Origin of the sequence: Lacticaseibacillus sp. 866-1 (assembly GCF_016861825.1) — a bacterium.
Classification (GTDB): domain Bacteria; phylum Bacillota; class Bacilli; order Lactobacillales; family Lactobacillaceae; genus Lacticaseibacillus.
Window position 1 is genome coordinate 16,885 of sequence record NZ_BOLU01000014.1, and the last position, 23,697, is coordinate 40,581.

The 23,697-nt window shown below is 59.2% G+C and carries 23 protein-coding genes; 19 read left to right on the forward strand and 4 right to left on the reverse strand.

Going from position 1 to position 23,697, the window contains the following annotated elements; translation table 11 throughout:
* Nucleotides 1-2: 2 nt before the first annotated feature.
* Nucleotides 3-437 carry a GNAT family N-acetyltransferase gene (locus tag JUE30_RS05765; protein ID WP_203624024.1) on the reverse strand — a complete coding sequence of 145 codons (435 nt, stop codon included), beginning with the start codon at nucleotides 435-437 and terminating at the stop codon, nucleotides 3-5.
* 76 nt (nucleotides 438-513) lie between these two features.
* Between JUE30_RS05765 and JUE30_RS05770 the strand changes: the two genes are divergently transcribed.
* The 4 genes from JUE30_RS05770 (at nucleotide 514) to JUE30_RS05785 (ending at nucleotide 5,629) form a co-directional block, all read left to right on the forward strand.
* The gene (locus JUE30_RS05770) at nucleotides 514-1,653 is read left to right on the forward strand and encodes an AI-2E family transporter (protein WP_203624025.1); all 1,140 of its coding nucleotides are present in this window, start codon (nucleotides 514-516) and stop codon (nucleotides 1,651-1,653) included.
* A gap of 72 nt (nucleotides 1,654-1,725) precedes the next feature.
* Nucleotides 1,726-3,063, forward strand: a complete 1,338-nt coding sequence (locus JUE30_RS05775) for a hemolysin family protein (RefSeq protein ID WP_203624026.1) — start codon at nucleotides 1,726-1,728, stop codon at nucleotides 3,061-3,063.
* 144 nt (nucleotides 3,064-3,207) lie between these two features.
* The gene (locus JUE30_RS05780) at nucleotides 3,208-4,785 is read left to right on the forward strand and encodes a peptide chain release factor 3 (RefSeq protein WP_203624027.1); all 1,578 of its coding nucleotides are present in this window, start codon (nucleotides 3,208-3,210) and stop codon (nucleotides 4,783-4,785) included.
* Between the two features lie 19 nt (nucleotides 4,786-4,804).
* Entirely contained in the window at nucleotides 4,805-5,629 is an 825-nt protein-coding gene (locus JUE30_RS05785) for an SseB family protein (RefSeq protein WP_203624028.1), read from the forward strand.
* Nucleotides 5,630-5,690: 61 nt separating this feature from the next.
* Here the strand turns inward: JUE30_RS05785 and JUE30_RS05790 are convergent, their stop codons facing one another.
* Both JUE30_RS05790 and JUE30_RS05795 read right to left on the reverse strand, forming a co-directional pair.
* A complete protein-coding gene (locus JUE30_RS05790) occupies nucleotides 5,691-6,743 on the reverse strand; it encodes a MucBP domain-containing protein (RefSeq protein WP_203624029.1) in 1,053 nt (350 codons plus the stop codon).
* A 42-nt stretch (nucleotides 6,744-6,785) separates the two neighbouring features.
* Nucleotides 6,786-7,070, reverse strand: a complete 285-nt coding sequence (locus JUE30_RS05795) for a DUF1827 family protein (RefSeq protein WP_125755299.1) — start codon at nucleotides 7,068-7,070, stop codon at nucleotides 6,786-6,788.
* 136 nt (nucleotides 7,071-7,206) lie between these two features.
* Between JUE30_RS05795 and JUE30_RS05800 the strand changes: the two genes are divergently transcribed.
* Nucleotides 7,207-7,755: a GNAT family N-acetyltransferase gene (locus tag JUE30_RS05800; protein ID WP_203624030.1), complete on the forward strand. Its 549-nt coding sequence runs from the start codon at nucleotides 7,207-7,209 to the stop codon at nucleotides 7,753-7,755.
* 51 nt (nucleotides 7,756-7,806) lie between these two features.
* On the opposite strand, the gene JUE30_RS05805 is transcribed toward JUE30_RS05800, so the two are convergent.
* Nucleotides 7,807-10,032, reverse strand: coding sequence for an ATP-dependent Clp protease ATP-binding subunit (locus JUE30_RS05805; protein ID WP_203624031.1), 2,226 nt, complete (start codon nucleotides 10,030-10,032; stop codon nucleotides 7,807-7,809).
* A 232-nt stretch (nucleotides 10,033-10,264) separates the two neighbouring features.
* On the opposite strand from JUE30_RS05805, the gene JUE30_RS05810 reads away from it, so the two are divergent.
* The 14 genes from JUE30_RS05810 (at nucleotide 10,265) to purH (ending at nucleotide 23,696) form a co-directional block, all read left to right on the forward strand.
* Nucleotides 10,265-10,456 (forward strand): hypothetical protein, encoded by a 192-nt coding sequence (locus JUE30_RS05810; RefSeq protein WP_203624032.1) that lies wholly within the window; start codon nucleotides 10,265-10,267, stop codon nucleotides 10,454-10,456.
* Nucleotides 10,457-10,563: 107 nt separating this feature from the next.
* Entirely contained in the window at nucleotides 10,564-10,830 is a 267-nt protein-coding gene (locus JUE30_RS05815; RefSeq protein ID WP_203624033.1) for a phosphocarrier protein HPr, read from the forward strand.
* Nucleotides 10,830-12,557, forward strand: coding sequence for a phosphoenolpyruvate--protein phosphotransferase (gene ptsP, locus JUE30_RS05820; protein WP_203624034.1), 1,728 nt, complete (start codon nucleotides 10,830-10,832; stop codon nucleotides 12,555-12,557). The genes JUE30_RS05815 and ptsP overlap by 1 nt, the downstream gene beginning before the upstream one ends.
* A gap of 133 nt (nucleotides 12,558-12,690) precedes the next feature.
* Nucleotides 12,691-13,557, forward strand: coding sequence for an ROK family protein (locus tag JUE30_RS05825; protein ID WP_203624035.1), 867 nt, complete (start codon nucleotides 12,691-12,693; stop codon nucleotides 13,555-13,557).
* A gap of 183 nt (nucleotides 13,558-13,740) precedes the next feature.
* The gene (gene purE, locus JUE30_RS05830; RefSeq protein ID WP_203624062.1) at nucleotides 13,741-14,208 is read left to right on the forward strand and encodes a 5-(carboxyamino)imidazole ribonucleotide mutase; all 468 of its coding nucleotides are present in this window, start codon (nucleotides 13,741-13,743) and stop codon (nucleotides 14,206-14,208) included.
* The gene (purK, locus tag JUE30_RS05835; RefSeq protein ID WP_203624036.1) at nucleotides 14,201-15,328 is read left to right on the forward strand and encodes a 5-(carboxyamino)imidazole ribonucleotide synthase; all 1,128 of its coding nucleotides are present in this window, start codon (nucleotides 14,201-14,203) and stop codon (nucleotides 15,326-15,328) included. The genes purE and purK overlap by 8 nt, the downstream gene beginning before the upstream one ends.
* The gene (gene purC / locus JUE30_RS05840) at nucleotides 15,315-16,034 is read left to right on the forward strand and encodes a phosphoribosylaminoimidazolesuccinocarboxamide synthase (protein WP_203624037.1); all 720 of its coding nucleotides are present in this window, start codon (nucleotides 15,315-15,317) and stop codon (nucleotides 16,032-16,034) included. Before purK ends, purC begins: the two co-directional genes overlap by 14 nt.
* Nucleotides 16,027-16,287 carry a phosphoribosylformylglycinamidine synthase subunit PurS gene (gene purS, locus JUE30_RS05845; RefSeq protein WP_203624038.1) on the forward strand — a complete coding sequence of 87 codons (261 nt, stop codon included), beginning with the start codon at nucleotides 16,027-16,029 and terminating at the stop codon, nucleotides 16,285-16,287. The genes purC and purS overlap by 8 nt, the downstream gene beginning before the upstream one ends.
* Nucleotides 16,284-16,967 (forward strand): phosphoribosylformylglycinamidine synthase subunit PurQ, encoded by a 684-nt coding sequence (gene purQ, locus JUE30_RS05850; protein WP_203624039.1) that lies wholly within the window; start codon nucleotides 16,284-16,286, stop codon nucleotides 16,965-16,967. The genes purS and purQ overlap by 4 nt, the downstream gene beginning before the upstream one ends.
* A complete protein-coding gene (gene purL, locus JUE30_RS05855) occupies nucleotides 16,954-19,161 on the forward strand; it encodes a phosphoribosylformylglycinamidine synthase subunit PurL (RefSeq protein WP_203624040.1) in 2,208 nt (735 codons plus the stop codon). Before purQ ends, purL begins: the two co-directional genes overlap by 14 nt.
* Complete coding sequence (gene purF, locus JUE30_RS05860) at nucleotides 19,146-20,603, forward strand: amidophosphoribosyltransferase (RefSeq protein ID WP_203624041.1); 1,458 nt, start codon at nucleotides 19,146-19,148, stop codon at nucleotides 20,601-20,603. The genes purL and purF overlap by 16 nt, the downstream gene beginning before the upstream one ends.
* The gene (gene purM, locus JUE30_RS05865; protein WP_203624042.1) at nucleotides 20,600-21,607 is read left to right on the forward strand and encodes a phosphoribosylformylglycinamidine cyclo-ligase; all 1,008 of its coding nucleotides are present in this window, start codon (nucleotides 20,600-20,602) and stop codon (nucleotides 21,605-21,607) included. Before purF ends, purM begins: the two co-directional genes overlap by 4 nt.
* Entirely contained in the window at nucleotides 21,604-22,173 is a 570-nt protein-coding gene (gene purN, locus JUE30_RS05870) for a phosphoribosylglycinamide formyltransferase (RefSeq protein ID WP_203624043.1), read from the forward strand. The genes purM and purN overlap by 4 nt, the downstream gene beginning before the upstream one ends.
* A complete protein-coding gene (gene purH, locus JUE30_RS05875; protein WP_203624044.1) occupies nucleotides 22,173-23,696 on the forward strand; it encodes a bifunctional phosphoribosylaminoimidazolecarboxamide formyltransferase/IMP cyclohydrolase in 1,524 nt (507 codons plus the stop codon). Before purN ends, purH begins: the two co-directional genes overlap by 1 nt.
* Nucleotide 23,697: the final 1 nt, after the last annotated feature.

A 23,697-nucleotide genomic window follows, 5' to 3' on the forward strand; every position in this document is an offset into this window, starting at 1 on the left:
GTTTAGGCAAAAATGCGGTGCATCTCGCGATGGCGAATGCCGGCGTCCAAAAATTCTGGCTTTTCGGTGAGCGTGTAACCCAGCGCCTTGTAAAACCCGACCGCCTGGACCTGGGCGCCTAAGCGCAGTTCGTGAGCACCATGGGCCTCAGCGTAGTCTGCGAGGTGTTCAAGCAGCACCTTGCCGACGCCGTGATGACGGTACGGGGCCAGAACGGCGACGCGCTGCACGTGAAAGCCGTAATCGGCCGGCAGCAAACGCGCGGTGGCCACGGCTAGCCCGTCATCATAGGCGACAAAGTACGTGGCCTTGGCTTCGTCTTGGTCGACCTCGCGTTCAGGTGACACGTGCTGCTCCTTGACAAAGACGGTGGTGCGAATGGCGAGCGCGTCTTGGTAAACTGAGCTGTTGGTATCGGTGCTAACTTTGAATTCCATCTTCAGTATCGACTTCCTGTTTTGGTTTATAGGGTAATGCGTGTATTATAGACCATACCGAAAGAAGGTGTGAATAGTGTTTCAGAAAATCCGTGAATCTAAACTCATGTTCTGGTCGCTTGAAGCCTTAATCATCGTGGCGTTAATCATCGGGCTGACGAACTTGAGCTTTTTGTTCAAACCGATCGCGACGTTTTTCTCGACATTATTGATTCCGTTCATCGCGGCCGGCTTTTTGTTCTACCTGTTTAATCCGCTGGTCAACTGGCTGGGCAAGCTGAAGCTGCCGCGGCCGGCCGCCATTGCGCTGATTTTTGTGGTAGTGCTGGCGCTGCTGGGGTTTCTGGTGGCGACCATCATTCCCAACCTGATCGACCAGGTCACGCAACTGATCTCCGGGTTGCCCGGCTTTGTCCGCGAACTGCGCGACGACTTGACTCAGCTGTCGCATTACCGCTGGTACCAGAAGTTTGGGGTGGCTAAGCTGGTCAGCAAGATGCAGGTCGAACCGGCGAAAATCTTGCAGAACGTGCTGGGCGACTTTTCGGCGGGCGTGCCCGGCCTGATTGGCTCCGTCGCGTCGGTCGTGATCGGCGCAATCACCATCCCTGTGCTGCTGTTTTACATGCTGAAGGATGGGAACCGCTTCGTGCCGGCAGTGCAGCGGCTTTTGCCGGACCGCTACGGCGAGGAGATTCAAACCGTTTTCACCCGAATGAACCAGACGCTGTCGCATTACATTGCGGGGCAGGCCATTGAGTGTCTGTTCGTCGGCACGTTCACCTTCATCGGTTATTTGATTATCGGCATGCCTTACGCGTTTCTGCTCGGGTTCGTAGCCGGCGTTGTCACCATCATTCCGTACCTCGGCCCGTACATCGGGATCGCCCCGGCGCTGTTGATTGCCCTGACCGTCGGCTGGGGCAAGGTCGCCTTGGTGATCGTGGTGGTGCTGATCGTACAGCAAACCGACGGGAACCTGATTTACCCGAACGTGATTGGCCGCAGTCTCAATATTCATCCGCTGACCATCATTGTGCTTCTGCTGGTGGCGGGCAACATCTGGGGCATTTTAGGCACCATTTTGGCGGTACCAGTTTACGCGGTGATCAAAACGCTGCTGACCTATGCGCTGGAGCTTTACCGATTCCACCGCAACCAGGCGGCCCAAGAGCCGCTTTTGGCCAAGCCGACTGACCAGCAGCCCAAACCTTAATTGCTTGCCGGGTCAGCGGTCAAGCCGGTAAAATTATAGTTATCAACAGCGCGGCGAAAGGATGAACAGTTTATGAGTGGTGATTCAGGCGGGGCCTTATGGGGCCAGTTGCTTTTGATCGTAATTTTAACCGTGGTCAACGCGTGCTTTGCGGCCGCAGAAATCGCGGTGGTGTCTTTGAGCCGCAGCAAAATTCAGGGCCAGGCCAAGGCCGGCGACAAAAAGGCGGCAAAGCTCCTGAAGATCATGAACAACTCCACCAATTTTTTGGCGACGATTCAAGTCGGCATCACCTTCGCCGGCTTCTTTGCGTCGGCTTCGGCGGCCACCACGCTGGCCGGGCGCATCGAGCCGTGGTTTGGCAACGTGAGTTTTGCGCATGAGCTGGCAGTCTTGCTGGTTACCGTGATGCTGTCGTACTTCTCGCTGGTGTTCGGCGAGCTGTACCCCAAGCAGGTGGCACTGCAAATGACGGAAAAGGTGGCCAAGGCCGCCGTCACCCCGATTTCCGTGATTGGGGTGGCACTGCGCCCGTTTGTCTGGCTGCTGTCAGCGTCGACCAACCTGCTGCTGAAACTCACCCCAATTAAGTTCAACACCGATCAAAATCAGGTGACCCGTGAGGAAATGACCGCGATGATCGAAAGCGGCAAGCAGTCAGGGGCCATCGACCCGGATGAGTACGCGATGCTGGAAGGCATCATCAGCCTGTCCAACAAGCTGGCCCGCGAGGTCATGGTCCCGCGGATCGACGCCTTCATGGTCGACGCTGACCAGCCGGACCAAGCCGCCATTGACGCAATTTTGGGCAATGTGTACTCGCGCATCCCGATTTATCAAAAAGACAAGGACAACGTGGTCGGGATCGTGCACATCAAAAATCTGCTGAGTCAGGCGCGCAAGGTCGGCTTCGCCCAGGTCCGCCTGGAAGACATCATGACCGACCCGCTGTTTGTGCCGGAAACCATCAGTATTGACGACCTGCTGACTGAGATGCGCATTCGCCACCAGCAAATGGGCATCCTGCTTGACGAGTATGGCGGGGTCGTCGGCCTGGTGACGATTGAGGACCTGCTGGAGGAAATCGTCGGCGACATCGACGACGAGTCTGATGCCACCACGGTCAATTACACCAAGCTGGACCAGGACGATTACCTGGTGAACGGCCGCATGACGCTCAGCGATTTCAACGAGGCCTTTGGCACGGACCTGCAGGCGCCGGATGTTGACACGATTGCCGGCTACGTGATCAACGCACTCGGCGTTATTCCCAGCACCCACAAGCAGGAAACCGTCCCGATTCCCGGCGGCACGCTGACGTCCGGCAAAATTGAAAATTCCCGGCTGGTCAACGTGCATCTGCACCTGCCCGTCAAAGCAGCTTCGGCCAGTGAAGCCAGCGAGCCGTAATGTTTGATTGAAGAAGCGCGCGTTCTTCTTTATAATGGTGAGAAGACTAGGTCCCATTGACTGGGACTTTTTTCGTGAAAGGACGGTTTTCCCAATGTAGCAAGCGGCCATTGTCTGTCACTACCGCAATTGAAAGGACCACTTATGAAACCACAAGAATTAAAAGCCGCGGTAGACAAGCGCCGCACTTTTGCCATCATTTCTCACCCTGATGCCGGGAAAACCACCATCACCGAGCAGCTGCTGTTGTTCGGCGGCGTGATCCGCGAGGCTGGGACGGTCAAGGGCAGAAAGTCGAGCCACTTCGCTAAGTCGGACTGGATGGCCATTGAAAAGCAGCGCGGGATCTCGGTCACCAGCTCTGTGCTGCAATTCCAGTACGCCGGCAAGCAGATCAACATTTTGGACACGCCGGGGCATGAGGACTTTTCCGAAGACACGTACCGCACCCTGATGGCCGTCGACGCGGCGGTCATGGTCATCGACTCCGCCAAGGGGATCGAGGCCCAGACCAAGAAACTGTTCAAGGTCGTCAAACAGCGCGGCATTCCGATTTTTACCTTCATGAACAAGCTGGACCGCGACGGCCGGGAGCCGTTGGACCTGATCGCTGAGCTGGAAGACCTGCTGGGCATTGAAGGTTACGCGATGAACTGGCCGATGGGCATGGGCAAGGGCCTGGCCGGGTTGTACGACCGCGTCGACCACCGTATCGAGCTGTATCGCGAAAACGAGGCAGGCGAAAAGTACCTGCCGCTGGACGAGAACGGCAAGCTGGATCCCAGCGAGCCGCTGGCCAATGACTCGGTTTACACCGACACCTTGGACAGCATTGAGCTGCTCAACGACGCCGGCAACCAATTCGACCTGAAAAAGGTGATGAAAGGCGACCAGACGCCGGTGTTCTTCGGCTCCGCGCTGACCAACTTTGGCGTTGAGACCTTCCTTAAGCACTTCGTTGACATGGCGCCGGCACCCGGGCCGCACAAGCTGCGAGACGGGCGTGAGATCAGTCCGACCGACCCGAATTTCTCCGGGTTTGTCTTCAAGATCCAGGCCAACATGAACCCGAACCACCGCGACCGCATTGCCTTTGTCCGCATCGGCGCCGGCGAGTTCGAGCGGGGCATGGATGTCACGCTGGCAAGAACTGGCAAGGTGCTCCGGCTGAACAACTCGACCGAGTTCATGGCCGACACCCGCGAGCAGGTGCAAACCGCCGTGGCCGGTGACATCGTCGGCCTGTACGACACCGGTAATTTTCAAATCGGCGACTCGATTTACGCCGGCAAGGACCCGGTGGAATACGAGAAGCTGCCGCAGTTCACCCCGGAGCTGTTCATGCGCGTGACGCCAAAAAACGTCATGAAGCAAAAGAGCTTCCACAAGGGGATGCAACAGCTGGTCCAGGAAGGTGCGGTGCAGCTTTATCGCACCTACACCACCAACGACTACATCCTCGGTGCGGTCGGCCAGCTGCAGTTTGAGGTGTTCAAGTTCCGCATGCAAAATGAGTACAACTCAGAAGTTGTGATGACGCCGATCGGCAGCCGGGTCGCACGCTGGATCGATCCCGACCAGCTGGATGAGAAAATGTCGTCCAGCCGCAATTTGCTGGTCAAGGATTCGCAGGGCCTGCCGCTGTTCCTGTTTGAAAATCAGTACGCCGAGCGGTGGTTTGCCGATAAGTACCCGGACGTCAAGCTGACAGCCAAGCTGTAAGCAGAAAGGAAGCTGAACAATGGCAGAATCAGAAAACAAACATAATGAGGCCGCGCGCAGTATCACCAATGATGACCTGCTGGGCAAGTGGCGGACTTTTTCCCTGGACAATAACGATGAGAACATGAGTGACTTTCTGTCCGAACTGGTGGACCACGCGACGCTGCTGATGGTCGTGCTGGCCGATCAGGAGATCAAGACGGACGAAAACGGCCGCGCGCAGGTCGATCAGGACGTGCAGATGCAGTTTCCGCTGATGTCCAGTGAAGACAGGCAAAACATTCAGCCGGTGTTCACCGACTGGCAGGAAGTTAACTCGCTGTTCGACAACTGGAGTCAGCACGACCTGCAGCAAAACGTCGATCAGGCGTCCATCCTGCCGATCGCGTTCTCCGATTTGGCCGAGCTGATCGACCAAAACCAGGAAGTCGACGGCATTGCGATCAACCCGTTCTCCGACAATATCTACTTCTCCCGGGAGACCCTAGCTGACCTGGCCAACCAGCAGAAGCAGCACCACGCCGACAACAATGAGGTCAAAGTTGCTGTGTCCGAGCCTGACCACTTGCCAGACGGCTTTGAGGATATGCTGCAAGGCGAGCTGAAGGGCAGCGGCGTTAAGCAGGGCTGGCTGCGCGTGCTGAGCTACGATGGCACCGAACACCTAGTCTTGATCTTGGATGCGGCAGGCATGGCAGACGAGCAGCTGCGGCCGTTGACCCAGCAGCTGGGCGAACGCGGCGACAAGGCGCTGGCGTCGATCGATCTGCAGCTGTCGGTTGTCCCGCTGGACGATGACAGCCAGCCGATGGTCGAAGGTATTGAGCCGTTTTTCAAAGCGTAGCACGTTAAAAGGCCACGGTCGTCCCAATTATCGGATGACCGTGGCCTTTTGCATGTCTGAGTTAGAGCAGATCAACGAGGCTGGCAAGCACGTACGAGTCGTCGCTCAGGCGGTACCAGCGGCTGCCGTCGGTGCCATACACAGTGGCCAGCAGGGCAACCGTCGCGCCCGCGGCCAGGGGCTTCAGGCGCTGGCCATACGGCTTGGCCCAGCGCGTCAGCGACCCACTGGTGTTGACCTGACCGACGGCTTGAAGCGGCTGGGCGTTAAAGCTGACACGGTCGGTGGTGAGTTTGAGCTGAGTCGGCCCAGGCAGGAACGGATTGCTGTTTTGCGGCTGCGTGTTAGCAGTGGTGATCCACTGGCTGCCGCCAAGATCCAGGAAGACTTCACCCGCTTGATTCTTGGCGAGGCCAAACACGCGCCAAAACGAGCCAGCTGGCAGCATGGTGGCATAGACCTGCGCCTTCACCGGGGTCGGGTAGGCCGGCTTGGCCTGACGCAACTCAACGTACGCGCTTTGCGGGTCGGCGTAGGTGAGACTTGGCCCCAGCTGGTAGGTGAAGTGCAACACTTGGGCGGTGTGCGTGAAGCGGCCGCGCTGCGGCGCACTTGGAACGGCGTGGTCCTTGAAGGCGGGCAAAGGTTCTGCCGTGAATGCCGCGTTGAGCCGGCCGACCAGCATCGTTGGCGCAGCCAGCAGGCGGCCGGTTTCATCGCGGTGATACACCGCGACTGGGGCGGCGACGTGTGGATCGTAAAGCAGGTAGACGACCGCCTGGCTCGCCGGAAAGCGCGTCAGATAGTTCGTGACGGAAAACAGCTCGTAGCCTTCAATTTGCGGGATCGCAATGTTCAGCCGCGCACCGATCGGCCCGCGCACAATGCTGGGCCGTCGCAGTTCGGCAGCACTGCCGCGCTCGCGGTAATAAATGGCGACACTAACATAGCGGCTGGTCGCACCGGTCGCCGGCGGCAAGGCATTTGCCTGTTGCGGCTGGCTGGCCGCAGCGCGCACCGGTCGGGCTGAAGTTGATGTGGGGTTTGGCGTCTTGCTCGCAGTTTTGCGCGGGCGGCGCTTAAACCAGTTCGCAAGTGATTGAAACAGGCCCATGGTGTCCTCCATGCAAAAAAAGCCGGCAACTGCCGGCTTTTTTTAGAATTCCTCGGTTGCCAGCGATACTTCGGCGAGCTTATCGCCGTGAATGACGTTGACATCCGCAAAGGCGACGTGGGCCAACTTATCCAGCGCAAAGGCGATCTCAGCATCTTTGATGTTGCGCTTATCATTGGTGAACAGCAGCTCATCATGAGAGGCCGCCCGCGTGTAAATCACCGTGGTGCTGCCAAGTGAATAGACTTTAATGTAGTTCGTGTCGGTATGGGCGAGCTGTTGCGCCACCAGGTGCGGGTAGCTATTGGTGATATCGATCAACCGCATAATTAATGCCCCCAGTCTCTAGTTTCCTGTCTTCATTATAAGTGAACCGGCCGGAAAAACCAAAAGTTTCTGCGCCGCCGGTGAATTTCGCCGCTCGCCGCCAAGTTTGCTAAACTGGAGGCAGGAGGCGACAGTCATGACCCTGCAAAGTGAACCGGTCCGGCCGGCGAGTCGGTATTATTTTCCCGTTCTCAAGTTGTACCAGCGCGCGTTTCCTAAAGAGGAAAAAGTCCCCCTGGTGTGGCTGCTCGCCAACAGCAGGCGGGCAGGCATTGATTTTCTAGCGTGGCACGACGGCGCCCGGTTTGTTGGCCTGACATTTACCGTGACGACCAAAGCCCTGACGTACCTGATTTTTCTGGCGACCGCGGAGACCGTGCGCGGGCAGGGCGTTGGCTCGGCCATCTTGGACCGGCTGGCGGCGCGCTTTGATGGGCGGCCCTTGGTGCTGGCCCTGGAGCCGCAAGATGACGCCGCCTCAAATGTTCGGCAGCGGCGCTCCCGGCTGGCGTTTTACCAACGCAACGGGTTTGTGCTGCAGCCTTACCAGGTGGTCGACCTCGGGGTGGCCTATGACACCATGGCCCGCAACGGCCGTTTTGCGCCAGCGCAGTTCGATGCGCTGATGCGCGGGTACACTGGCTGGTTTTATCCGTGGTATGGCTCCAAAATCTTGCGCAAGTAGTCAAAAGGGGCTAAGCGAGGCATTCGCTTAGTCCCTTCAACTTATTTGGCGTTATTTTTTGGCGACTGTCGGGGTTTCCGGTTTGCTTTCGACAATGGCAATCGCGCCCTTGTCGATGCGTGCCTCGAGGTGCTTGGCCTGCGGGTGATCAAGGTAGAAGTCCGCCACGCGGTCTTCAATTTGCTCCTGAATCACGCGGCGCAGCGGCCGGGCGCCCATCGCGGGATCGTAGCCGAGTTCGACTAACTTCTCCTTGACCGGTTCGGTGACCTTGATGGTCAGGCCCTGGTCCTTGATGTTGGCGTTGGTGTCGTTGATCATCAGGCCCACAATGGACAACAGGGTGTCCTTGCTCAGCGGCTTGAACTCGACAATGTCGTCGAAACGGTTGAGAAATTCCGGCTTGAAGTAGTTGCCCAGCTGGTTCAGGACGGACTTGGTCGTGCCGTTGATCGACGCGCCGAAGCCGACGTTCGCCTCGGCGTCGGTCGAGCCGGCGTTTGACGTCATGATGATGATCGTGTCCTTGAAGGAAACGGTGCGGCCCTGGCTGTCGGTCAGGCGGCCGTCATCGAGGATCTGCAGGAACATGTTCATCACATCTGGGTGCGCCTTTTCAATTTCGTCCAGCAAAATCAGGCTGTACGGATTGCGGCGGACTTGCTCGGTCAGCTGGCCGGCTTCTTCATAGCCGACGTAGCCCGGAGGCGAACCGATGAGCTTGGACACGCTGAATTTTTCCATATACTCAGACATGTCAAACCGGATCATGTTCTGCTCGGAACCAAACAGTTCCTTGGCCAGCTGCTTGGCCAGCTCGGTCTTGCCGACCCCGGTCGGACCAACAAAGAGGAAGCTGCCGATTGGGCGGCCGGTCTTGTTGAAGCCGATGCGGTTGCGGCGAATGGCGCGGCCGACTTTTTCGACCGCCTCGTTTTGGCCGATGACATGGGCCTCAAGGTCAGGCACCAGGTTCTTGAGCTGCTCTTGCTCTTGCTGCTTGAGCTCGCCAACGGGGATGTTGGTCATCTTTTCGACAATCTGCTCCATGTCCTTTTCGGTGACCGTTGGCGTGTCTTCCTTTTCCTGCTTTTCGTCTTGCTGCTGCATCTTCTGCAGCTTGGTGACCTGATCGCGGTAGAAGGCGGCCTTTTCGTAGTCTTCCTGCTTCAAGGCGCCTTGCTTCTGCTTTTCGGCTTCGGCAATCTTGTCCTTGATGGTTTGCGGATCGGCTACGGTAATGGTCAAGTTCTTGCGCGAGCCGGCCTCATCCAGCAGGTCGATGGCCTTGTCAGGCAGGAACCGGTCCTGAATGTAGCGGTCGGACAGGTTGACGGCGGCCTCGATGGCGTCGTCGGTGTACTTGACGTGGTGGTAGGCCTCGTAGCGCGGCTGAATGCCCTTTAAGATCTTGATGGTCTCTTCAGGCGACGGCTCTTCGACGGTCACCGGCTGCAGCCGGCGGGCGAGAGCGGAATCCTTTTCGATCTGGCGGTACTCGTTAGAGGTCGTGGCCCCGACGAGTTGCAGTTCGCCGCGGGCCAGCGCCGGCTTGAGGACGTTGCCGGCGTCCATGCCGCCTTCGGCATTGCCGGCACCGACGATTTCGTGGATCTCGTCGATGAAGAGAATGATGTTCGGATTCTTCTTCAGCTCGTCGATGAGCTGCTGCATGCGCTGTTCAAACTGGCCGCGAATTCCGGTGCCTTGCACCAGAGACACGACGTCCAGCTGGATGACGTGGCGGTCTTGCAGCTTGGTTGGGACATCACCGTTTGCGATCTTAAGCGCGAGCCCCTCGACCACGGCGGTCTTGCCGACCCCGGCTTCCCCAATCAAAACGGGGTTATTCTTGGTCCGGCGGTTCAAAATTTCGATAACGCGGGCGATTTCCTCGTCCCGGCCGATGACTGGGTCGATTTCGCCGTTCTTGGCCTTGGCGGTCAAGTCAACGCCGAACTGACCTAAGACGGAATTGCCGCCTTGGCCAGGCCGGTTGCCGCCGCCATTGTCGCCGCGCCCGCTTTGAGTGGGTGGGGTTTGGTCCTGCGGCTGCTGCTGGCCGTTTTGGCCGGAAGCCATCGCCCGGAAGATGTCATCGAGACTGCTGAAGCCGAACGGATCATTGTTTGCATTCGTTGGTTGCATAGTGCCTCCTGCTTGTTGTTTCAACTGCTGGTAGCAGTTTTGGCATAGGTTGATCTCTTGGCGTTGGCCATTCACGTTGGTGTACAAATGAATGGTAGCCGGATTTTGATGGCAATTTTCACATAGCACCGTTGTTCACAACCTTTCTTATCTAAGTCCTTCCGCGCAAAGGACGCGGAAAAGTCAAACCAGGCTTTGACCTTCTTTGACCTTGACTCCAGTGTACACCGCGAAAAATTAAATGCAAGCACTCTTACCGTGAGAGTGCTAATTTTTTCGCGAAATTCAGTGCGACTGCGGTTTCAGCGCTGGTCAACGGCCTGTCTCTAGTCTAAAATAGTGACGGAAAGGGGGCAAGCATGTGGCATCAGACTATGTCCAAATGATGAATGATCTCCGCGCAGGTAAAATTACGGAGATCAAGATCGAACCCGAGACGTTTGCCGCTTTTCGTGAGGCCTGGACCAATTATCCGGCTCGCAAGGAAATCGTCGGCCAGGCGGAGCGCGGGGGCACGATTTTGTACCATTATCAGTCCGCCAAGGGGCAATAAAACCAGCCATGATACTTGTTCTGAAAGCGGAATAATGGTAAGGTTTACAAGAAATAGAATGCAAATTCTATTCGGCAAAAGTTTATACACAAAGGAGCAGATTACTCATGGAAAAACACGAATTTAATGTTGTTGCAGAAACAGGTATCCACGCTCGCCCAGCCACTCTCTTGGTTCAGGCAGCCAGCAAGTTTAACTCTGACATCAACCTGGAATACAAGGGGAAGAGCGTTAACTTGAAGTCCATCATGGGCGTCATGAGCTTGGGCGTTGGCCAAGGCGCCGACGTCACCATCTCCGCTGAAGGCGCAGACGAAAAGGAAGCTATTGCTGCCATCGAAGAGACCATGAAAAAGGAAGGCTTGTCTAACTAATGACTAAGAACCTGAAAGGGATCGCGGCAAGTGACGGCGTCGCTACGGCGAAGGCCTACCTGCTCGTGCAACCCGATCTGTCATTTTCGAAGTCAACTATTGAAGATACAGACAAAGAGGTCGCACGTCTGCACACCGCGCTCGACCAGAGCATTGCAGAACTGAAGATCATCCGGCAAAAAGCAGCAGAGTCGCTGGGCGAGGAAGAGGCAGAAGTCTTCGACGCGCACATGACCATGCTGGCCGATCCGGAATACATCGGGGCCATTGAAAAGCAGATCACAGACGATAAGGTCAACGCAGAAACCGCCTTGAAGTCTGTTTCCGACGGCTTCATTGAAACCTTTGAAGCGATGACCGATAACACCTACATGCAAGAGCGCGCCGCGGATATCCGCGACGTCTCGACCCGGGTGCTGTCACACCTCTTGAACCGGCCGCTGCCGAACCCGGCATTGATCGATTCTGAAGTGGTCATCGTGGCGCATGATTTGACGCCTTCAGATACTGCTCAGCTGAACAAGAAGTACGTTAAGGCGTTTGTCACCGACATCGGCGGCCGGACCGCGCACAGCGCGATCATGGCGCGCTCGCTTGAGATCCCGGCTGTGGTCGGGACGGACACGGTCACGACGGACGTTAAAAACGGCCAGACCATCACCGTCAACGGCTTGACCGGTGCTGTGACGATCGACCCGAGTGCTGACCAGATCCAGGCTTCCGAACAGGCAGCCAAGGATTTTGCCGCACAAAAGGCCGAATGGGCGCAGCTGAAGACGGCTAAGACGGTGACGGAAGACGGTCAGCACTTCGAAGTCGGCGCCAACATTGGGACCCCGAAGGACATGGACGCGGTGCTTGCCAATGGTGCTGAAGCCGTTGGCCTGTATCGTACCGAGTTCTTGTACATGGACTCGTCGGAGCTGCCAACCGAAGACGATCAGTTCGAGGCGTACAAGACCGTGCTCGAGCAGATGGACGGCAAGCCTGTCGTGGTTCGCACGATGGACATCGGCGGTGATAAGAAGCTGCCATACCTGCCACTGCCACACGAAGATAACCCGTTTTTGGGCTACCGGGCGATTCGGATCAGCCTGGACCGGCAGGACATCTTCCGCACCCAGTTGCGGGCCTTGCTGCGGGCTTCGGCTTACGGCAATCTGCGCATCATGTTCCCGATGATCGGTACAGTCAACGAATTCAAGGCGGCCAAAAAGGTCTTCTTGGAGGAAAAGGACAAGCTGGTCAAGGAAGGCGTGAAGGTTGCTGACAACATCCAAACCGGGATGATGATGGAAGTACCTGCCGCGGCCGTGTTGGCGGATCAGTTCGCCAAGGTCGCAGACTTCTTCTCCATCGGCACCAACGATTTGATTCAGTACACCATGGCGGCGGACCGCGGCAACGACCGCGTGTCTTACCTCTACCAGCCTTACAACCCATCGATCTTGCGCTTAGTGAAGCACATCATCGATTCGGCACATAAGGAAGGCAAGTGGGCCGGCATGTGTGGGGAAGCCGCTGGCGACCCGATCATGGTGCCACTCTTGGTCGGCATGGGGCTCGACGAGTTCTCCATGTCCGCGACCTCTGTCCTGCGCGTGCGTAGCCAGATGAAGGGCCTTTCGGCAAGTTACCTGAAGACCCTCGCAGAGCGGGCCACCACCGAATCCGTGACCAACGAAGACAACATCAAGCTGGTCAAGGAATTTACCGAGAAACACTAATTGAACGCAAAATGAACGCGTCCCTGCTTTGGCAGAGGCGCTTTTATTGTGCCCTGCTGAATCAAGTTTGACAGCGGATACATCAACCTCTAGACTAATTTGTGTAGACAAATATGGTTATGGAGATGGCAAAATGGAATTAGCTGTGATTGATATTGGCGGCACTTCGATTAAATTTGCGCGGTGGGACGGGACAGCCCTGCAGGACCGGACGGCGGCGCCAACGCCCAAAACGCTGGCTGAGTTTTACGGACTCTTGGCCAACAAGGTAACGAAAATGAAGGCGGATCACCCCATTACAGGGGTGGCCATCTCCAGTCCCGGAGCGGTCAATCAGGCGACCGGCGTGATCGAAGGTGCCAGCGCCTTGCCGTACATTCACAACTTCCCGATCCAGCCTGAGCTGGAGAAGCGCTTCGGCCTGCCAATGGCATTCGAAAATGACGCGAATTGCGCCGCCTTGGCCGAAGTCGCAAGCGGTGCGGCTAAGGGCAAGCAGCGCGTGGCGATGCTGGTGCTTGGCACCGGCGTCGGCGGGGCGCTGATCGCAAACGGCCGGGTCGAACACGGGTCCCACCTGCTGGGCGGCGAGTTCGGGTTCATGCTGCAAAACGGCAAGTCCGTGTCCGCCCAAGCGACGGTCGTTAAGCGCTGCGAGAACTACGAGAAGCGCACGGGTAAAAAGATCACCGGTGAGGCGCTGTTTGCGGCTGCCGATGCCGGCGACCGCGTGGCGCACGAGGAGGTCGAAGGCTTCTTTGAGGCCCTGGCCGAAGTCATTTTCAATCTGCAATACAGCTACGACCCCGAGCTGTTCCTGCTGGGCGGCGGGGTGTCGCGCAACCCGGCGCTGATCCCGGGCATCGAGCGCCACATGGACGGCGTGTTCAAGACAATCGAGATTGCCACCCAGCGGCCGGTCATCAAGATCTGTCAGTACACCGATGCGGCCAACCTGATTGGGGCCGTGGTCAACTACCAGCAGCACGCAGCCAAATAACTAAACTAGGATGCAGTGAACCGCAAGCCAGACTTGCGGTTTTTTTATGTTTTGAATAAACACGAACAATAATTTATTAAAGTGCTTACTTTGTTCCTGAAAACTGTTGAGCGATTTGCCGCGCCGTGCTAAACTCAAAGCAAATACGAAAGCAGGTGACGATTCGTGACAGTTGCAGTAGTGATGGGCTCCACCTCGGATTGGCCAACGATGAAGCAGGCGGCGGCTTTGCTCGACCAACTTGCGATTCCGTACGTCAAGCACGTGATCTCGGCACATCGGATGCCGACGCAGTTGCAGCAGTTCGCCGCAGCGGCGCGAGCCAACGGCATCGACGTGATCATCGCTGGGGCCGGTGGGGCGGCCCATTTACCCGGCATGCTGGCGGCCAACACGACGGTGCCGGTCATCGGGGTCCCCATTAAAACCCGAACATTAAGCGGGATGGACTCACTGCTTGCCATTGTGCAGATGCCGGCCGGGGTGCCGGTGGCCACGATGGCGATCGGCGAGGCTGGGGCCAAGAATGCGGCGCTGATGGCCGCGGCGATGCTGGCCATCCGCGACGCGAAGGTTGAAGCTCGCCTGACCGCGTTTCGCACTGCCCAGACGCAGCAATCGATCGAAAGTGAGGCAGATTTAGATGATTAAGCCAATCTTGCCGCCAGCGACGATTGGCATCGTCGGCGGTGGCCAGCTGGGGCGGATGCTTGCCCAGGCGGCCAAGACGATGGGGTACACCGTTGGCGTGCTCGATCCGACGCCGAACGCGCCGGCCGGCCAGGTCGCCGATTTTCAGCTTCAGGCCGACTATGACGATCACCAGGCCCTTGATGAGCTCGCGCGCCGCAGTGACGTGTTGACTTATGAATTTGAAAACGTCGACCTTGCCGCGCTTCAAGAGGCCAGTAAGCAGGCGGCGCTGCCGCAGGGCACGCAGCTGTTAGCCATCACGCGCGACCGCGTGAAGGAAAAAACGTTCCTGCGCGACCACGGGGTGCCCACGGCAGATTTTGCCGCCGTGCCGGAGCGGGCCGCGCTGATCCCGGCGATCCATGCGGTCGGGGTCCCGGCCATTTTGAAAACCACGACCGGCGGCTACGACGGCCACGGCCAGCTGGACATCAACTCGGACCAGGACCTGCCCGCAGCGGAAGCACTGGTCGCCAAGACGCCGTGCATCCTGGAGGCGCGCGTGGCTTTCGACCGTGAACTGTCACTCATGGTGACGCGCGATGGCCAAGACGTCGTGCGCTGTTTCCCGGTCGTGGAAAATCATCACCAGGATCACATCCTGCACGTGACCATCGCCCCGGCCCCTGACCTGGGTAAGCCTGAGCAGTACCAGATCGATTCGCTGGCCACCAAAATTGCGACAGCACTGAACCTGCGCGGGGTCCTTGGGATCGAGCTGTTCGCCGGCAAAACCGGCGTGCTGGTTAACGAGCTGGCGCCGCGGCCGCATAACTCCGGGCACTACTCGATCGAGGCCTGCAATTTTTCCCAGTTTCAAGCGCACATTCTCAGCATTTGCGGGCTGCCGATCCCCAAGGTGCGCATGAAAGAGTGTGCGGTCATGCGCAATCTCCTGGGCGATGACCTGGCTGCGGCCAAGGCAGCCTGGCCCAAGCATCCGGAGTGGCACCTGCACGACTACGGCAAGGCTGAAGCGCGGCCCGGCCGCAAGATGGGGCACCTGACCGTGCTGGCTGGCGATACCAAAGATTTGATGGGGTCAATTCAATTGGAGGACGAAGATGGAAAAGACTGAGCTGCTGTATTCCGGAAAAGCCAAGGACATGTTTTTGACAGACACCCCTGGGGTCCTGTGGGTGACCTACAAGGGCCAGGCGACGGCACTGAATGGCAAGCGCAAGGTCGAGATCGCCGGCAAGGGCGCTCTGAACCGGCAGATCTCGGGGCTCCTGTTTGAGGAGCTGACCGCAGCGGGCATTCCGACGCACTTCATCAAGGACCTGGACGATCACACGATGCTGGTACGCCAGTGCGCGATGATCCCGCTGGAGGCGGTGGTGCGCAACCTGGCGTCCGGCAGTTTTGAGCGCAAGTTCCACACCGCGCACCTGATGAAGCTGAGTCCGGCGGTCCACGAGTTTTACTACAAGTCGGATGCGCTGGATGATCCGTTCATCAATGACGAGCAGATCAAGGCGCTCCGGTACGCCGATGCGGCCACGCTGGCAACCATCCACGACCTGGCCGATCGCGTCAATGACCTGCTGCAAAAGCGGTTTGCTGACATCGGCATCGCGCTGGTCGACTTCAAGCTCGAGTTTGGCCGCTTGCCCAACGGCACGCTGGTGCTAGCGGACGAGCTGTCGCCGGACAACATGCGCCTGGTGGATGAAGCCTCTGGCAAGTCGCTGGACAAGGATGTTTTCCGCCACGATGAGGGGCCACTGACCCCGGTGTATCAAGTCGTCCTCGACCGTCTGAAAGGAGTCGCTCATGTATAAAGCCAAAATTTTCGTCAACTACAAGCCCAGCGTCCTGGATCCCAAGGCGCAGGTGATTCAAAACACGCTGACCCGCCTGGGCGACGACAATGTCAGCCACGTGCTGGTCGGCAAGTACTTCGAACTGACGCTGACGGCGGCCAGCCAGGCAGCCGCCGAGACGCAAGTGGCCCGGATCTGCGACGAGATGCTCGCCAATGTGAACACGGAGACCTTCAAATTCACCGTTGAGGAAATGGCGGTGGCGCAATGAAGGCGGCGGTGATCAGTTTTCCCGGTTCCAACTGCGACGACGATCTGATTCACGCCATTAGCGATGTGGTGGGTGAGTGCGCGGTGAAAGTACCGGCGACCGCGACGACGCTGGCCGGGTTTGACTTGGTGCTGGTGCCAGGCGGGTTTTCTTACGGCGACTACCTGCGCTCCGGGGCCATCGCCAAGTTTGCCCCGGTGATGGCGGCGCTCAAGCAGTTTGCGCAGGCCGGCGGCTATGTCTTGGGCATTTGCAACGGCTTTCAGATCCTGACTGAGGCGGGGCTGCTTCCAGGCGCGCTGCAGTGGAACACCAGCCTGCAGTTCATCTGCGAGCCCGAGCCGCTGGTGGTGGCTAATGCCGACACCGCTTTTTCTTCGCGATATGAAGCCGGGCAAACGATCACGCTGCCGATTGCCCACGGGGAAGGCAACTACTACGCCGATCCGGCAACGCTGGCTGAAATTGAGGCCAATCATCAGGTCGTGTTTCGCTACGCTAACAATCCTAACGGCAGCCTGAACGATATCGCCGGCTTGACCAACGCGGCCGGCAACGTCCTGGGCATGATGCCGCACCCGGAGCGCGCGGTTGAGCAGCTGATTTTCGGCACCGACGGCTTGGGCGTGTTTGAATCACTGGTCGAAGCAACCAAGGAGGGCGTCTATGCTGCAAACTGAGCTGAGTCCCGCGCAGATCAAAACGGGAAAACCCTACCGGCAGTGGGGACTGACAGATGCGGAGTACGACCGTTTTGCCGAAAAATTGGGCCGGCTGCCGAACCTGACCGAAATCGGGCTGGCTTCCGGCATGTGGAGCGAGCACTGCGCCTATAAGTACAGCAAGCCGGTGCTGAAAACTTTTTGGACCAAAAATGACCGGGTGCTGATGGGGCCGGGCGAAGGCGCCGGCGTCATCGCTATCGGTGAAGGCAAGGCGGTTGTGTTTAAGGCCGAAAGCCACAACCACCCCAGCGCAGTCGAACCTTACCAAGGCGCGGCGACCGGCGTGGGCGGTATCATCCGCGACATTTTCTCCATCGGCGCTAAGCCGGTTGCCATTCTCGATTCGCTGGCCTTTGGCTATCCGGACAACGCCCACACCAAGCAGCTGATTGATCAGGTCGTGGCCGGCATCGGCGACTACGGCAACGCGATCGGCATTCCGACCGTCGGCGGCGAGACCAAGTTTGCCCCAACATACGCGCAAAACCCACTGGTCAACGCGATGTGTGTCGGGGTGATGGACAAAAGCGCCATTCAGCGCGGTAAGGCGGCCGGTACCGGCAACAGTCTGCTATACGTCGGCGCCAAAACCGGGCGCGACGGCATCAACGGCGCCAGCTTTGCCTCGGCCGAATTTTCCACCGAGGAAGAAGCGAACCGCTCCGCCGTGCAAGTCGGCGACCCGTTCATGGAAAAGCTGCTGGTTGACGCCTGCCTCGAAGTGACCCGCGACCATCAAGAAGCATTGGTGGGCATGCAGGACATGGGCGCCGCTGGCCTGGTCTCCTCGACCGTCGAAATGGCCGACAAGGCGGGCTACGGCATGGTGCTCGACTTGGACCTGGTGCCGCAGCGCGAGCCGAACATGACGCCATTTGAGATCATGCTGTCCGAATCGCAGGAGCGCATGATGCTTTGCGTCAAGGCCGGCCGGGAGGATGAAGTCAGCGCCGTGTTCAAGAAGTACGATCTGGACGCCGTGGTCATCGGTCACGTAACAGACGACGGGCGCTACCGGCTTCTGCAGCACGGCGAAACCGTGTGCGACGTGCCCGTGAGCCTGTTGACCGACGACGCGCCGGTTTACCACCAACAAGGGTTGAAACCGCAGCGTCTTGCGCACCCAGCCCCTGATTTTGTGCCGGTGGTCACCGATCCCGGCGCCACCTTGAAGACGCTGCTGGCAGATCCCAACGTCGCCGATAAAACCAGTCTGTATCGCCGCTACGACGCGCAGGTACAAACCAACACCATCGCCGGCCCAGGCGGGGATGCCGCCGTCATTCGCGTACGCGGCACGCACCGCGCGCTGGCTTTGACCACGGACTCCAATGGGCGTTACCTGGCGCTTGACCCTGAGATTGGTGGGGCCATCACAGTTGCCGAGGCGGCACGCAATCTGGTGGTGACTGGCGCCGAGCCAATCGGCATCACCGACTGCCTGAACTATGGGGATCCGACCAAGCCGGAGCAGTTCTACAGCCTGCAGGAATCGGCCAAAGGCATTGTCGCCGCGACCAAGGCGCTCAACACGCCGGTGATTTCCGGCAACGTTTCGCTGTACAACGAAACCAACGGTGAGGCCATCGACCCGACCCCGATGATCGGCATGGTTGGGTTGATCGAGGATCTGACGACCATCACCACGCCGCGCTTCAAGGCGGCGGGTGACTTGATTTACATGCTGGGGGAGACAGGGGCCGACTTTAACGGCAGCCTGCTGCAGCAGATTGAAACCGGCACCGTGGCCGGGCGGCTGCGGCCGCTGGACCTGAAGCGGGAACAACAGCTGCAGCAGACGGTCCTGTCGGCGATTCGCCAGCACCTGGTCTCTGCCGCCCATGACATTAGCGATGGCGGCCTGGCTGTGGCGCTGACCGAAATGACGTTTCACACCGGGATCGGGGCGCAGGTCAAGGTCGCCATGCCCGCCGCGCAACTGTTCAGCGAAACGCAAAGCCGGTTCCTGGTGACGATTCCCCAGGACCAGCAGGCCGCGTTTGAGACGCTGGCCGGGGCTGCGGCGACCCTGATTGGCAAGACTGGCGGCCCGCAGCTGGTCCTCGAAGCCGAGAATGGCCGCATTGAAGAGCCCATCAGCACGCTTCAGACCGTTTGGGAGGAGAGCTTACCATGCCTGCTGAAGTAAAAAGTTTGAACGAGGAGTGCGGGGTGTTCGGCGTGTGGGGTGACCCCAATGCCGTGGACATCACGCACCTGGGCCTGCACACGCTGCAGCACCGCGGCCAAGAAGGCGCGGGGATTGTCGGCCGCACGCCGGCCGGCCTGCGCCGGCACTACGGCTTTGGCCTGGTGTCTCAGGTGTTTGCCCAGCCGGCAGACCTCATTGCCCTGCGCGGCCCGGCCGCCTTAGGCCATGTGCGTTACGCCACAGCCGGCGGCGCGATTTTGGAAAACATTCAACCGCTGCTGTTTCGCTTTTCCGATGGGGCGGTCGCCTTGGCGCACAACGGCAACTTGACCAATGCGGTCAGCTTGCGCGCGGCGCTGGAGCAAAACGGCGCGATTTTCCAGTCGACCAGTGACACCGAGGTGTTGATGCACCTGCTGCGCCGCAGTCCGGAAAATACGTTTAAGGACCAGCTGATTGACGCGTTGAACCAAGTTCATGGCGGGTTCGCGTTTGCACTGCTGACCGAGCATGGGCTGTACGCGGCGTGCGACCCCAACGGGTTTCGCCCGCTGGTGGTCGGCCAGCTGCCCAGCGGCGGCTACGTCATCTGCAGTGAAACCGCGGCGCTGAATGTGGTCGGGGCCGAGTTCATCAAGGATGTGCAGCCCGGTGAGCTGATCACCGTCACGAATGCCGGCATGACCGCCGAGCAGTACACGGCCCACACGCAGCTGGCGGTGTGCTCGATGGAGTACATCTACTTTGCCCGGCCGGATTCAGAGATCCACGGCGTCAACGTACACCAGGCGCGGGTGGCCATGGGCAAGCGCCTGGCCCGCGAGCAGCCGGCCGCGGGCGATGTCGTGGTTGGGGTGCCCAACTCGGGACTTTCCGCCGCCATTGGCTACGCCCAGGAAAGCGGCATCCCGTACGAAATGGGCTTGATCAAAAGCCAGTACGTGGCGCGGACTTTTATTCAGCCGACGCAGGCGCTGCGTGAACGCAGCGTGCGCCTGAAGCTTTCGGCACTCAAGGCGGTGGTCAACGGCAAGCGGGTCGTCCTCATCGACGATTCTGTCGTGCGCGGCACCACCGCCAAGCAGATCGTCCAGCTGCTCAAGGACGCCGGGGCCAAAAGCGTGCACCTGCGGATTGCCAGCCCGCCGCTGCGTTTTCCGTGCTTTTACGGCATCGACATTCAGTCCACCAAGGAGCTCTTGGCCGCCAATTACAGTGTGGCGGCCATGCGTCAGCTCTTAGGCGTTGAAAGCCTAGGCTTTTTGTCGGTGGCAGGCTTGGAGGAAAGTGTGAATCTGCAGACCACGGCCCCCAACCGCGGCCTGTGTGTGGCGTATTTCACCGGTCAGTACCCGACGCCGCTGGATGATTACGCGGCGAATCTGAAAGATGAGCTGGCGAAGTTGACGATGAACGTCGAGGAGGTGGCCGCACGATGAGCCTGAATTACGAGCAAGCCGGCGTGAATGTTGCGGCGGGCAACGAGGCAGTGGCGCGAATCGCGCCGCTGGCCAAAGCCACTCAGGATCAAAACGTGCTGGGCGATTTAGGCGGCTTTGCGGCGGCCTACGCGCTGCCCAAGGTCAAGCACCCGGTGCTGCTGTCTGCGACCGACGGGGTGGGGACCAAGCTGCTGCTGGCGCTGGAATGCGATCAGCACGAAACCATTGGCATCGACCTGGTCGCGATGGTGGCCAATGACCTGGTGGCCACCGGCGCGACGCCGCTGTTTTTCCTGGATTACATGGCGACTGATCAGCTGATTCCCAGCCGCGTCGAGGACGTGGTGCGCGGAATCGCGTACGGCTGCCGGGAGGCCCAAATGAGCCTGATCGGCGGCGAAACGGCGGAGATGCCGGGGATGTACCCGCAAAAACACTACGACCTGGCTGGCTTTGCCGTGGGGCTGGCCGCGCGCGAGCAGCTGCTGCCGCAAGGCGTGGCGGCCGGCGATGTGCTGATTGGCCTGCCAAGCAGCGGGGTGCACTCGAACGGCTTCTCCCTGGTGCGGGCGCTGCTGGCCGAAACGAATTTCGGCATGCTGCCGCTGTCTGACGGCACGGAGATCCGCACCGCGCTCTTGACACCGACGCGGCTGTACGTGAAGCCGATGCTGACACTGTTAAAGTCGGGTCTGTTGCACGGCGCCGCGCACATCACCGGCGGCGGCTTCACCGATAATGTGCCCCGGATGCTGCCCCAAGACTTGGCCGCGCGGTTTGACCCGCAGGCCTGGCAGTGGCCAGAGATTTTCCAGCGGATTCAAACCGCTGGTGAGCTCAGCGAGGAAGAGATGCGCAAAACGTTCAATTTGGGCATCGGCATGGTGCTCGCAGTGGCGCCTGAGGACGTGGCGGCGGTGTTAGCCGCCGATCCGCACGCCAAGCGCATCGGTCAAGTGGTGCCGCGCACCCAGGCCGTCGTGGAATGGAGGCGGTCATGACGAAACAGTTGATTGTCTTTGCTTCCGGCACCGGATCGAACTTTGAGGCGCTGGCCGATCATTTCGACCGGACCAAAACGGCGACCATCGTGGCGCTGGTGTGCGATCAACCCGGCGCGCCGGTGCTGGCAAAAGCTGCCGCACGCAAGATTCCGGTGATCGCGCTGAACTACCGCGACTACCCCAGCAAGGCCGCGGCCGAGGCGACGCTGATCGCCCGCTTGCCAGCCTGCGATTTGATTGTGCTCGCCGGCTTCATGCGCATCATCGGCCCCACGCTGCTTAACGCGTACCCGAACCGCATCATCAACCTACACCCGGCCCTTTTGCCGAGTTTTCCCGGCCGCACCGGCATCGAAGACGCCTTTAATTACGGCGTCAAGGTGACCGGAGTGACCGTTCATTACGTCGACGCCGGCATCGACTCGGGCAAAATCATCGCCCAGGCGCCGGTGTTGATCAGCGAAGGCACCACGCTGCCCGCGCTGGAAACCGCAATCCATGACGTTGAGCACCAGCTGCTGCCCCAGACGATTGAGGCACTGATCAAGGAGGAGAAAATCTAGTGAAACGCGCATTGTTAAGTGTGTCCGACAAAACTGGCCTGACCGAATTTGCTGAAGGATTGATTGCCCGCGGGTTTGAACTGGTGTCCACCGGCGGCACCAAAGCCGCCTTGGAACAAGCTGGCCTGGCCGTGACCGGGGTGGAAACCGTGACCGGGTTTCCCGAAATGCTGGACGGCCGGGTGAAGACCCTGCACCCGAAGATCCATGCCGGTATTTTGGCCAAGCGCGACGACCCGGCGCACATGGCGGCGCTGGCCGAACATGACATTCAGCCGATCGATCTGGTGTGCGTGAACCTGTACCCGTTTGCCGAAACGATTGCCAAGCCAGAAACGACCCGCGCCCAGGCCATCGAGCAAATCGACATCGGCGGCCCCAGCGCCTTGCGCGCCGCCGCCAAAAATGCGGCCAGTGTCTGGGCAGTGGCCGATCCCGCAGATTACCAGCGGGTTCTGACCGGGCTGGACGAAAACGACGCAGGACTGCGAACGCAGCTGGCGGCCAAGGTCTTCCAAATGACGGCGGCCTATGATGCGCAGATCGCCGCGTACCTGGATCCCGAGCCGTTCCCGCAGCAGTTCACCCCGACCTTTAGCAAGGTGCAGAGCCTGCGTTACGGTGAAAACAGCCATCAGCAAGCGGCCTTTTACGGCGCGCCGGACGCGCCGGCCGAATCGCTGGTCAACGCCAAGCAGCTGCATGGCAAGGAACTGTCCTTCAACAATATCCGCGATGCCGACGCCGCCTTAGCCATGGTCAATGAGTATCAGGAACCGACCGTGGTCGCCCTCAAACACATGAACCCGTGCGGCATTGGGCAGGGGGCAACGATTGAAGAAGCCTGGGACAAGGCCTATGAAGCCGACCCCATGTCCATTTTCGGGGGCATCATCGCGCTGAACCGCCCGGTCGACTTGGCCACTGCGGAGAAGATGCATGCGCTGTTTTTGGAGATCATCATGGCGCCAAGCTTTGACGACGATGCCTACGCCGTTTTGGCTAAGAAGAAAAATGTGCGGCTTTTGACCATCACCCTGGCCGGTGGCGCCTTGCCGGAGCGCGTCGAAACCGTCGCGGTCAACGGTGGGGTGCTGCGGCAAACCACCGATACGAAGATCGAAACGGCGGCCGACCTGACCGTGGTGACCAAGGTCCAGCCGACCGAAGAGCAGATCGCCTCGCTGCTTTTTGCCCAGCAGGTGGTCAAGCACGTGAAAAGTAATGCTATCGTCGTCGCCAAAAAAGGCCAGACCCTGGGCATTGGCGCCGGCCAGATGAACCGGATCGGGTCGGTGGAAATCGCACTCACGCAGGCCCAGCAGAACAAAAATTTTGCGGGGGCCGTGATGGCCTCAGACGCCTTTTTCCCGATGGACGACTGCGTGGAATACGCGGCGCAGCATGACATCAAAGCCATTATCCAACCCGGCGGCTCGATTAAGGACAAGGATTCGATCGCCATGGCCGACAAGTACGGCATTGCGATGGTGACGACCGGCGTGCGGCACTTCCGCCACTAAG

What these genes read in the sequence shown, in the direction of transcription:
- JUE30_RS05765 (WP_203624024.1), bottom strand. Translation starts at nt 437, where the DNA reads ATGGAATTCAAAGTTAGCACCGATACCAACAGCTCAGTTTACCAAGAC.
- JUE30_RS05775 (WP_203624026.1), top strand. Translation starts at nt 1,726, where the DNA reads ATGAGTGGTGATTCAGGCGGGGCCTTATGGGGCCAGTTGCTTTTGATC.
- JUE30_RS05780 (WP_203624027.1), top strand. Translation starts at nt 3,208, where the DNA reads ATGAAACCACAAGAATTAAAAGCCGCGGTAGACAAGCGCCGCACTTTT.
- JUE30_RS05785 (WP_203624028.1), top strand. Translation starts at nt 4,805, where the DNA reads ATGGCAGAATCAGAAAACAAACATAATGAGGCCGCGCGCAGTATCACC.
- JUE30_RS05790 (WP_203624029.1), bottom strand. Translation starts at nt 6,743, where the DNA reads ATGGGCCTGTTTCAATCACTTGCGAACTGGTTTAAGCGCCGCCCGCGC.
- JUE30_RS05795 (WP_125755299.1), bottom strand. Translation starts at nt 7,070, where the DNA reads ATGCGGTTGATCGATATCACCAATAGCTACCCGCACCTGGTGGCGCAA.
- JUE30_RS05800 (WP_203624030.1), top strand. Translation starts at nt 7,207, where the DNA reads ATGACCCTGCAAAGTGAACCGGTCCGGCCGGCGAGTCGGTATTATTTT.
- JUE30_RS05815 (WP_203624033.1), top strand. Translation starts at nt 10,564, where the DNA reads ATGGAAAAACACGAATTTAATGTTGTTGCAGAAACAGGTATCCACGCT.
- ptsP (WP_203624034.1), top strand. Translation starts at nt 10,830, where the DNA reads ATGACTAAGAACCTGAAAGGGATCGCGGCAAGTGACGGCGTCGCTACG.
- JUE30_RS05825 (WP_203624035.1), top strand. Translation starts at nt 12,691, where the DNA reads ATGGAATTAGCTGTGATTGATATTGGCGGCACTTCGATTAAATTTGCG.
- purE (WP_203624062.1), top strand. Translation starts at nt 13,741, where the DNA reads ATGGGCTCCACCTCGGATTGGCCAACGATGAAGCAGGCGGCGGCTTTG.
- purK (WP_203624036.1), top strand. Translation starts at nt 14,201, where the DNA reads ATGATTAAGCCAATCTTGCCGCCAGCGACGATTGGCATCGTCGGCGGT.
- purC (WP_203624037.1), top strand. Translation starts at nt 15,315, where the DNA reads ATGGAAAAGACTGAGCTGCTGTATTCCGGAAAAGCCAAGGACATGTTT.
- purS (WP_203624038.1), top strand. Translation starts at nt 16,027, where the DNA reads ATGTATAAAGCCAAAATTTTCGTCAACTACAAGCCCAGCGTCCTGGAT.
- purQ (WP_203624039.1), top strand. Translation starts at nt 16,284, where the DNA reads ATGAAGGCGGCGGTGATCAGTTTTCCCGGTTCCAACTGCGACGACGAT.
- purL (WP_203624040.1), top strand. Translation starts at nt 16,954, where the DNA reads ATGCTGCAAACTGAGCTGAGTCCCGCGCAGATCAAAACGGGAAAACCC.
- purF (WP_203624041.1), top strand. Translation starts at nt 19,146, where the DNA reads ATGCCTGCTGAAGTAAAAAGTTTGAACGAGGAGTGCGGGGTGTTCGGC.
- purM (WP_203624042.1), top strand. Translation starts at nt 20,600, where the DNA reads ATGAGCCTGAATTACGAGCAAGCCGGCGTGAATGTTGCGGCGGGCAAC.
- purN (WP_203624043.1), top strand. Translation starts at nt 21,604, where the DNA reads ATGACGAAACAGTTGATTGTCTTTGCTTCCGGCACCGGATCGAACTTT.